Origin of the sequence: Pseudomonas sp. RIT-PI-AD (genome assembly GCF_025642785.1) — a bacterium.
Classification (GTDB): domain Bacteria; phylum Pseudomonadota; class Gammaproteobacteria; order Pseudomonadales; family Pseudomonadaceae; genus Pseudomonas_T.
On the sequence record NZ_JANZKU010000073.1, the window covers coordinates 1 to 446 of the forward strand.

The 446-nt window shown below is 67.0% G+C and carries 1 protein-coding gene; it reads right to left on the reverse strand.

From position 1 onward, the window contains the following. The coding region (gene tssI, locus OGL92_RS22085; RefSeq protein ID WP_263148035.1) for a type VI secretion system tip protein TssI/VgrG at positions 1 to 446 on the reverse strand (446 nt) is incomplete at both ends.

A 446-nucleotide genomic window follows, 5' to 3' on the forward strand; every position in this document is an offset into this window, starting at 1 on the left:
GCACTTCCTGGCCGATCCGCGGGATGTGCACGCCGCCGAAGCCCGAGCCCGCCCAGGGGTGGGAAACCCTAATCCAGCAGGAGCTGTTCTCGTCCTTGCTGCAGTAGCGGTTCCACGGGAAGGACACCTTCACCCGGCCGAATTCGTCGGTGTAGATCTCCTGTCCCTTGGGACCGGTGACCACCGCGGTGTCCGGCCCCATGGTCTGCGGTTTGGGGGTGACCCGCTCGGGCCGGAACGGCAGGTCGGACGGGTGGGTTTCCAGCTTGATGCGCAGCACGTGGCTGTCGGAGCTGGAGTTGGACTCGTAGTCGTTGTCGCTGAACTGGTAGTCGGTGGCGACGATCAGGTACTCGCGGTTCTGGCTGCCCACCGGGTGGTTTTCCAGGGTGAACAGACGCCCCGGCGCCATGCCCCGCGCGCGACCCGCCGCATGGCCGCGCTTG